The organism is Bordetella petrii (assembly GCF_020991325.1).
GTDB lineage: Bacteria > Pseudomonadota > Gammaproteobacteria > Burkholderiales > Burkholderiaceae_B > Bordetella_A > Bordetella_A petrii_E.
In genome coordinates, this window is the sequence record NZ_JAJMLX010000189.1 from 1 (window position 1) to 8953 (window position 8953).

The 8953-nt window shown below is 65.5% G+C and carries 5 protein-coding genes and 1 riboswitch; of the genes, 3 read left to right on the plus strand and 2 right to left on the minus strand.

Annotated elements, in window-relative coordinates:
• Positions 1-374: 374 nt before the first annotated feature.
• Together mutY and LPZ50_RS17245 are read left to right on the plus strand one after the other, a co-directional pair.
• Positions 375-1433 carry an A/G-specific adenine glycosylase gene (gene mutY / locus LPZ50_RS17240; RefSeq protein ID WP_230662986.1) on the plus strand — a complete coding sequence of 353 codons (1059 nt, stop codon included), beginning with the start codon at positions 375-377 and terminating at the stop codon, positions 1431-1433.
• Positions 1430-1744 (plus strand): hypothetical protein, encoded by a 315-nt coding sequence (locus LPZ50_RS17245; protein ID WP_230662988.1) that lies wholly within the window; start codon positions 1430-1432, stop codon positions 1742-1744. The genes mutY and LPZ50_RS17245 overlap by 4 nt, the downstream gene beginning before the upstream one ends.
• Before the next feature lie 12 nt (positions 1745-1756).
• Here LPZ50_RS17245 and LPZ50_RS17250 read toward each other — a convergent pair whose 3' ends face one another.
• Positions 1757-2569 (minus strand): helix-turn-helix transcriptional regulator, encoded by an 813-nt coding sequence (locus tag LPZ50_RS17250; protein ID WP_230662990.1) that lies wholly within the window; start codon positions 2567-2569, stop codon positions 1757-1759.
• A gap of 9 nt (positions 2570-2578) precedes the next feature.
• Positions 2579-6352: a methionine synthase gene (gene metH, locus LPZ50_RS17255; protein WP_230662993.1), complete on the minus strand. Its 3774-nt coding sequence runs from the start codon at positions 6350-6352 to the stop codon at positions 2579-2581.
• Positions 6353-6444: 92 nt separating this feature from the next.
• Positions 6445-6607: riboswitch (cobalamin riboswitch) on the plus strand.
• Positions 6608-6671: 64 nt separating this feature from the next.
• Here metH and LPZ50_RS17260 point away from each other — a divergent pair.
• A complete protein-coding gene (locus LPZ50_RS17260; RefSeq protein WP_230662995.1) occupies positions 6672-8690 on the plus strand; it encodes a TonB-dependent receptor in 2019 nt (672 codons plus the stop codon).
• Positions 8691-8953: the final 263 nt, after the last annotated feature.

Genomic DNA, 8953 nt, shown 5'->3' on the forward strand with positions numbered 1-8953 from the left:
GTGTTGAGCTTGACCAGGTCTTGCAGCTTGGGCTGCTCGCCCGGCACATAGGGGCTGAGCGTCCCCACGACGGGACTGTGATTGTTCAAGCTCGAGGCAATGGCCAGGACGCTTCGGGGGCCGAGTACCATCGCGGCATACGCCGAGACGGTACCGGGTGATACGTAGTCTCATTGCGAGACACTGTCAGCCTGTTCGTCCCGGGATTGGGGTCGGGCGAGTTGACCGGCGGGGCAGCCCGCGCAGCGGGCCGAGGGCGCCTGGATGCGCCCGAGCCCGACGGGCTTCGCCCGGCCCCAATCCCGGGACGAACAGGCGACGCAAAAACTCAAAATGAATCAAAGCCCGACAACGCACAGTGCGATAATCCCCCGATGGATTTCGCCTCTAGAATCGTCGCCTGGCAAGCCAGCCACGGCCGCCATGGCCTGCCCTGGCAGCACACGTCAGACCCCTACCGGATCTGGCTGTCGGAAATCATGCTGCAGCAAACCCAGGTAACCACGGTCATCCCGTACTACCAGCGCTTCCTGGAACGCTTTCCGGATGTCGCCACCCTGGCGGCCGCAACCCAGGAAGAAGTAATGCCCTACTGGGCCGGCCTGGGCTACTACGCCCGCGCCCGCAACCTGCATCGATGCGCCCAGGCGGTGGCAAGCGACTGGGGCGGCCGGTTTCCGCCCACGGCCGAACAGATCGCCACCTTGCCGGGCATCGGCCGTTCCACCGCCGCCGCCATAGCCGCATTCGCCTATGGCGAACGTTCGCCCATCCTGGACGGCAACGTCAAGCGGGTGTTCACGCGGCACTTCGGAATTGAAGGCGATCCAGCCAGGCGCGAAATCGAACAGCGCCTGTGGACACTGGCCGACGAACAAGTGGCCGCCGCGCCGGGCCTGAACATGGCCACCTACACACAAGGCCTGATGGACCTGGGCGCCACCCTGTGTACCCGCGGCAAACCCGATTGCGCGCGCTGCCCCGTGGCGGATTCCTGTATTGCGCGCCGCGACGGGCGCCAGGCCGAACTGCCCACCCCCAAAATACGCAAGGCCATACCCGAGCGGCAGACCAGCATGCTGGTCTTGCAGCGCAATGGCGCCATTTTGCTGCAGCAGCGGCCGTCGCCCGGCATCTGGGGCGGGCTGTGGAGCCTGCCCGAATTCGATGCCGGCGGCGACCCGGCCAGCGCCTCGCGCCAATTGGGACTGGAACCCCTGCAACGCTATGAATTGGCGGCATTCGCGCACACGTTCACGCACTACCGGCTGCATATCAAGCCTTGGTACTTGCCCGTCAAACCCGCAGCGGCCTTGGCCGAGCCCGCCCTGCCGCAGCGCTGGGCCGGCCCGGCCGAACTGCCCGGGCTGGCCCTGCCCGCACCCATACGCAAACTGCTGGACGGCCTGCTAGAGGCGGGCTTGCCTGAATGATTTGTCTTGCATCATGCGGCGTATCCCGCAACGGCAAGTACGCATGGACCGTCAGCAAGGGCGGCGCTATCCTGCCCGGCATGGAATCCTTGCGCAAGAAAGCCTGCCCCATGAAATCCCGCGTCGACGCGCTTGAAACCGATGTCGCGGCCATCCGCCAAGACCTGGCGGTGGTGCTGTCCAATTACGTCACCAAAGCCGACCTGCACCATGAAATCGGCAAGCTGACCTGGAAAATCATCACCTGGACCACCGGCATCTGCAGCGCGCTGACAGCCGCTGTCTATTTCATCGCCCGTACGGGTGCGTAGGCCGCGCTCCGCTCATTCCCCATCCCCTTCCAGCAGCATCACCAGCTTCAGGTCCGGATGCGTAGCCAGCTTGAAGGTCGTCTGCTGATATGCCAGGCGACCGCGCTGCGGATGCTGGAACTCCCGCAGTCCGCCTTCGCGCTCCACTACCGCATGGCGCGTCCACCAGTGCGCGAATACATCGCTGTCGCGGTTCAGTTCTTCCAGCAAGGCCAGCACGTCGGGTTCGTCCAGGTGCGCCCCCGCATCGGCGCGGAATTCCGCCACCACGCGGCGGGCGCGCTGTTCCCAGTCCACCACCAGCTGGCGCGCGGCGGGGTCCAGGAATATGTAGCGCAGCAGGTTGGGTTGCGGGTCGCGCACCGGCCAGTTGTCGAACAGGTCGCGCATGGGCGCGTTGTGCACCAGCACGTTCCAGGCGCGGTCCAGCACATAAGCGGGCGCGACGATCGCGTCCACGCATTCGCGCAGCAGGCCGGGCGCTTCGCTGGCGTCGTCGCGGGGGTGTTGCGGGTCGGCACATTCGGCCAGTTCGAACAGATAGGCGCGCTCGGCGCGCGCCAGCTGCAATACGCCCGCAATGCGGGACCACACCGCCGGCGACACCGACACCTCGCGCCCCTGTTCTATCCAGGTGTACCAGGTGACGCTGATTCCACATAGCTGCGCCACTTCTTCACGCCTCAGGCCGGGCGTGCGCCGCCGCATGCCTTCGGGCAGCCCGGCCATTTGCGGCGTAATGCGCGCGCGGGCGGCGCGCACGAACTCGCCCAGCGCGTGGCGGCGGCGGGCGGAACTGTCCAGCGCGGCGGCAGGCGGCGTCATGCCGGCCCCTTAGCCCAGGCTGGGGCCCAGCGTGCGCCGCACATCTTCCTCGGGGCGTCCGCTGCGCGCGATGTAGTCGGCCAATTGATCCGAGCCGATAGTGCCCACGTTGAAGTACTGCGACTGCGGGTGGCTGAAATAAAAGCCCGACACGCTGGAGGCGGGATACATGGCGTAGCTGTCGGTCAGTTCCATGCCGATATCGTCGCCGTCCAGCACCTGGAACATGTCGCGCTTGACCACGTGTTCCGGGCAGGCCGGATAGCCGGGCGCGGGGCGGATGCCGGCGTACTTCTCGGCGATCATCTCGTCGTTGGACAGCGCCTCGTCGGGTGCGTAGCCCCATAGGTCTTGCCGCACGCGGGCGTGCAGGCATTCGGCGAAGCCTTCCGCCAGGCGGTCGGCCATGGCCTTGAGCATGATGCTGGAATAGTCGTCCAGGGCCGCCTGGAACTCGGCTTCTTTTTTCTCGATACCCAGGCCCGCCGTCACGGCGAACAGGCCGATGTAGTCGGCCACGCCGCTGGACTTGGGCGCGATATAGTCGGCCAGGCACTTGTTGCTGACACCCTCGCGCTTGGCGCCCTGCTGGCGCAGGTTGCGGTACGTGAACAGCACCTTGCTGCGCGATTCGTCGGCGTAGACCTCGATGTCTTCGTCGTTGACCGTATTGGCCGGGTAGAACGCCATGGCGCCGTTGGCGGTCAGCCAGCGGCCGTCGATAATGCGCTTGAGCATGGCCTGGCCATCGGCGTATACCTTCTGCGCCTGTTCGCCCACCACCTTGTCTTCCAGAATGGCCGGGAACTGTCCGAACAGGCTCCAGGTCTGGAAGAACGGCGTCCAGTCCAGGTACTTGGCGATCTCGGCCAGGTCGTAGCTTTTGAAAGAACGCCGGCCTATGAACTTGGGCCGCGGCGGCACGTACGAAGACCAGTCGATCTGCGGGCGCGCGGCGCGGGCATCGGCCAGGGAAATCAGCGGCGTGGCCTTGCGGTTGGCATGGCGGCGGCGCACCTCTTCGTATTCCTGCGCCACTTCATCGACATAGGCCTGGGCCTGGTCGGACACCAGGTTGGCGGCCACGCCCACGGCGCGGCTGGCATCTGGCGTGTAGATGACGGGGCCTTCATAATTGGGCGCGATTTTCACCGCCGTGTGCACGCGGCTGGTAGTGGCGCCCCCGATCATCAGGGGAATCTTGCGGTCGCGGAAATACGGGTCGCGCTGCATTTCCGAGGCCACGTAGGCCATTTCTTCCAGGCTGGGCGTGATCAGGCCCGACAGGCCGACGATATCGGCCTTTTCTTCCTTGGCTTTTTCCAGGATCTGCGCGCAGGGCACCATGACGCCCATGTTCACGACTTCGAAGTTATTGCATTGCAGAACCACCGACACGATGTTCTTGCCGATGTCGTGCACATCGCCCTTGACGGTGGCGATCACCATCTTGCCCTTGGCCCGCACGTCGCCGCCGGCAGCGGCGATCTGGCGCTTTTCTTCTTCGATGAACGGAATCAGGTGGGCCACGGCCTGTTTCATGACGCGCGCCGATTTCACCACCTGCGGCAGGAACATCTTGCCGGCGCCGAACAGGTCGCCCACGATGTTCATGCCGTCCATCAGCGGCCCCTCGATGACTTCGATGGGGCGGCCGCCGCGCGCGGCGATTTTCTGCCGCACTTCTTCGGTGTCTTCGACGATGAAGGTGGTAATGCCATGCACCAGCGCGTGCGACAGGCGCGCCTCGACCTCGCCGGCGCGCCAGGCCAGGTCTTCTTCTTTCTTGGCGCCCGAACCCTTTACCGTATCGGCGAACTGCACCAGGCGCTCGGTGGGCGTGCGTTCGTCATCGGCGTCTTTCTTGCCCACGGGCTCGGCGCGGTCCAGGATCACGTCTTCGACCAGGTCGCGCAACTGCGCATCCAGGTCGGCGTACACGCCCAACTGGCCGGCGTTGACGATACCCATCGTCAGGCCTTCGCGGATGGCGTAGTACAGGAACACCGTATGGATCGCTTCGCGCATGGGCTCGTTGCCGCGGAACGAGAAGCTGACGTTGGAAATGCCGCCCGAGATGCGCGCGTGCGGCAGGTTCTGCCGGATCCAGCGCGCACCCTCGATGAAATCCATGGCGTAGTGGTTGTGCTCGTCGATACCCGTGGCCACGGCAAACACGTTGGGGTCGAAAATGATGTCTTCGGGCGGAAACTGTTCCTGCTCGACCAGGATCCGGTAGGCTCGGCCGCAGATCTCCTGGCGGCGCGCCAGGGTGTCGGCCTGGCCTTGCTCGTCGAAGGCCATCACCACCACGGCCGCGCCGTAGCGGCGGCACAGCCGTGCATGATGGCGGAAGATGTCCTCGCCTTCTTTCATGGAAATCGAGTTCACCACCGCCTTGCCCTGCACGCACTTCAGCCCGGCCTCGATCACGTCCCACTTGGAACTGTCGATCATGATGGGTACCCGCGCGATGTCGGGCTCGGACGCGATCAGGTTCAGAAACCGGTGCATGCAGGCCACCGAATCCAGCATGGCCTCGTCCATGTTGATGTCGATGATCTGCGCACCGTTTTCCACCTGCTGGCGGGCCACAGCCAGGGCCTCGTCGTACTTTTCTTCGCGGATCAGCCGCGCGAACATCTTGCTGCCGGTGACGTTGGTGCGCTCGCCCACGTTGACGAACAGGGACTCTTCGTCGATGTTCAGCGGCTCCAGGCCCGACAGGCGCGTCTTGACGGGTACCTCGGGCACCACGCGCGGCGTCAGCGCGGTTACCTTGCCGGCAATGGCGCGGATATGGTCGGGAGTGGTGCCGCAGCAGCCGCCCGACATGTTCACCAGGCCGGCGCGCGCGAATTCTTCCAGCAGCGCCGAGGTATCGGCCGGAGTTTCGTCGAACCCGGTCTCGGCCATGGGATTGGGCAGGCCCGCGTTGGGATACACGCAGACGTAGGTATCACAGATCTTGGAAAGCTCGGCCACGTAGGGCCGCATCAGCGCCGCGCCCAGGGCACAGTTCAGCCCGATGGTGACGGGACGCGCATGGCGCACGGAATTCCAGAAGGCCTCGACCGTCTGGCCCGACAGAATGCGGCCCGAGGCGTCGGTGACTGTACCCGACACCATCACTGGCAGGCGCACGCCGCGTTCCTCGAACACCGATTCCACCGCGAAAATGGCCGCCTTGGCGTTCAGCGTATCGAAGATGGTCTCGATCAGCACGATATCGATGCCGCCATCGAGCAGGCCGTTCAACTGTTCGATATAGGCCACGCGCAATTCGTCGAAACTGACATTGCGCGCCCCCGGGTCGTTCACATCGGGCGAAATAGAGGCCGTCTTGGGTTGCGGCCCCAGCGCGCCAGCCACGAAACGCGGTTTGTCCGGCGTGCTGTACGCGTCACAGGCGGCGCGTGCCAGGCGCGCCGATTCCAGGTTCAGCTCGTAGGCCAGTTCCGGCAGGTCGTAATCGCCCTGGGCAATGGACGTGGCGCCGAAGGTGTTGGTTTCAATGACATCGGCCCCGGCCTCGAGGTACTGGCGATGGATTTCATCGATGATATCGGGCCGCACCAGCGACAGCAGTTCGTTGTCGCCCTTCAGGTCTTTGCCGTGGTCCGCGAAGCGCTGGCCGCGGAAATCGGCCTCGCCCAGCTTGTAGCGCTGGATCATGGTGCCCATGGCACCGTCCAGGATGAGGATGCGCTGGCCCAGCAGGCGGGCGAAGTCGCCACCCCGGGTATAGGACGACGGCGGATAAGGCAGGCGGGGGTACGGCACGGAAGTCTCGGAAATGTGGTGAAAAGGCAAAAATCGCCCGAAATCCAACGTTTGATGGTAACAAAATGGGTCGAATCCCGCCCACCGGTGATACAGTTCGGCCCCGAATCGGTGCTTCGGCCGCATAGCGCGCCGGAGTTAAACGGGAAACAGGAAGGCGCCATCCGCCCAGCCTGTGCTGCCCCCGCAACGGTCCCCATGCCGCGCCACGCGCCGCATGGCAGCCCGATACCGGCCGGTTCGCCCACCGGGGCGTGTTTCGCGCGCCCCGCCACCGAGACCGACGTGCGGGGTCGCGCGTCACACCGAGGTTCATACGATGAATTCCCGCCCCTTCCGGCGCGTGGCCGGCCTGCTGGCTTGCGCCATTCCCGCCCTGGCCGCCGCCCAGCAGAATAAGGCCGCAACGGCCGACACCCCCGAACTCGACACCGTTACCGTCACTGCCTCGCGCGTGCCCACCGAAACGCGCAACCAGCCGGTGCAAGTATCGGTGCTAACCGCCGAACAGATCCGCACCAGCAGCGCCATGACGGTGCAGGAACTGCTGTCCACCCAGGCCGGCGTCCATGTCATCAACAGCACCGGCGCCGCCGAACAGGCCGCCGTGGACCTGCGCGGCTTCGGCCTGACCGGTCCCAGCAACACGCTGATCCTGATCGACGGCGTGCCGCAGAACAACAACGACCTGTCGGCGCCTTCGCTGGGCACGGTGCCGCTGGACCGCATCGAGCGTATCGAAATCGTGCGCGGCAGCGGCTCGGTGCAATACGGCGGCGGCACCACGGGCGGCGTGGTCAACATCATCACCAAGCGCGGCACGGCCAACGGTAAGCCGGTGTCGGCCAGCGTGACCGGCACGGTGGGCAATTTCGACCTGCGCCAGCTCGACGCCGCCATCAGCCTGCAGAACGAACATGTCACTCTGGATGTTTACGGCCAGACGCTGCGCACCGACAACTACCGCGACAACAACGAAGAACGCCGCGACAGCGGCGGCATCGGACTGGGCTTTCATCACGACAGCGGCTCGGTGCGCCTGTACGCGCGCACCACCAGCCAGCGCCTGGGCCTGCCCGGCCCGCGCCGCGTCGATCCGTCCACCGGCCTGGATGAATTCGAAGACGACCCGCGCGGCACCTCGACACCCGACGATTTCATCAAGACCCAGACCGACGCCTTCGGCCTGCAGGTCGAACAGCGCGTGGGCATGGGCACCCTGTATGCCGACCTGGGCCAGCGCGACAAAGCGCTTACCGGCTTCAGCGGCAGCGCCTTCGGCGACACCACCCGCACCCAGGACCTGGACGAGACCACCGGCAGCCTGCGCTACCAGTTGCCCATCGCGCAAAAGCACGCGCTGATCCTGGGCGCGGACATGCGCGACAGCGACCTGGACGCCACCAATACCTATTCGTTCTCGCCCGTTGGCGACCGCTGGCGCGCCAAGCAGCGCCAGCATGGCGTGTTCGCCGAAATTCAGGTGCAGGCCACCGACACCACCCGCGTCACGCTGGGCGGCCGCCGCCAGTACGCGCGTGATGAGCTGGAAACCATTTCCGGGTTCAGCGGCAATTCCGACGAAACCCGCCGCCTGGGCGCCTGGCAACTGGCCCTGCGCCAGGAACTGGGCCAGGGCTTCGGCGCATACGGCAAGGTGGGCCGCAGCTTCCGCGTGGCCAATTCAGACGAACTGCTGTACGTGGCCACGCCTCTCAAACCTCAGACATCGGTGGACAAGGAACTGGGCATCACCTGGCGATCGGCCGCCTCCAGCGCGCGCCTGGCCTGGTTCCGCTACGACCTGAACAACGAGATCCAGTACAACCCGGTGACGTTCTCGAACACCAACCTGGACCCCACCCGCCGCCAGGGCGTCGAACTGGAAGGCCGCCACGACCTGACGCGCACCCTGACACTGGACGCCAATGTGACCTGGATGCAGGCGGAGTTCCGCGAAGGCACCTATGGCGGCGTGGATCTGGCGGGCAAGACCGTGCCGCTGGTGCCCAAGTGGATGGCCAATCTGGGCGCCACCTGGCGCCCGGCCGACAAACTGTTCGTCAGCCTGGCGGCCCAGTACGTAGGCAAGGCCCGCATGGATAACGACCAGGCCAATCAATTCGACGAGCAACTGGACGACTACGTGCTGGTCAACGGCAAGGTGGGCTATGCCTTCACGAAGCATGTGTCGGGTACCCTGGCGGTAAACAACCTGTTCGACCGCGAATATGCCACCTACGGCATCCGTTCGGGCAGCCTGGGCCCCACCGGGGCCTACAACCTGTACCCGGCCGCCGGCCGCAACGTACAAGCTGCGCTGACCATCCGCTACTGATGAAACCGGCCCCGAGGCAGTTCCCCGAATGCGCCAGGTAAGAGAGCACCTTGCGGGGTACTGCCGGGTATCCGGCTCCGAAGGTGCCGGATACCATTGTGTGCCACGACAGCCTCAGTTAGACGGAGTCTGGCACCCTGACGGGAGCCAGACACCTGGACTCGGCCGGCTTCACTCCGGCCGCGTGGCAGGACGGCTGCGATGGCTGGCGGCCGCACTGGCCTGCACGGTGGCCGCCGCCGCCGCGCAGGCGGGCCGCAACG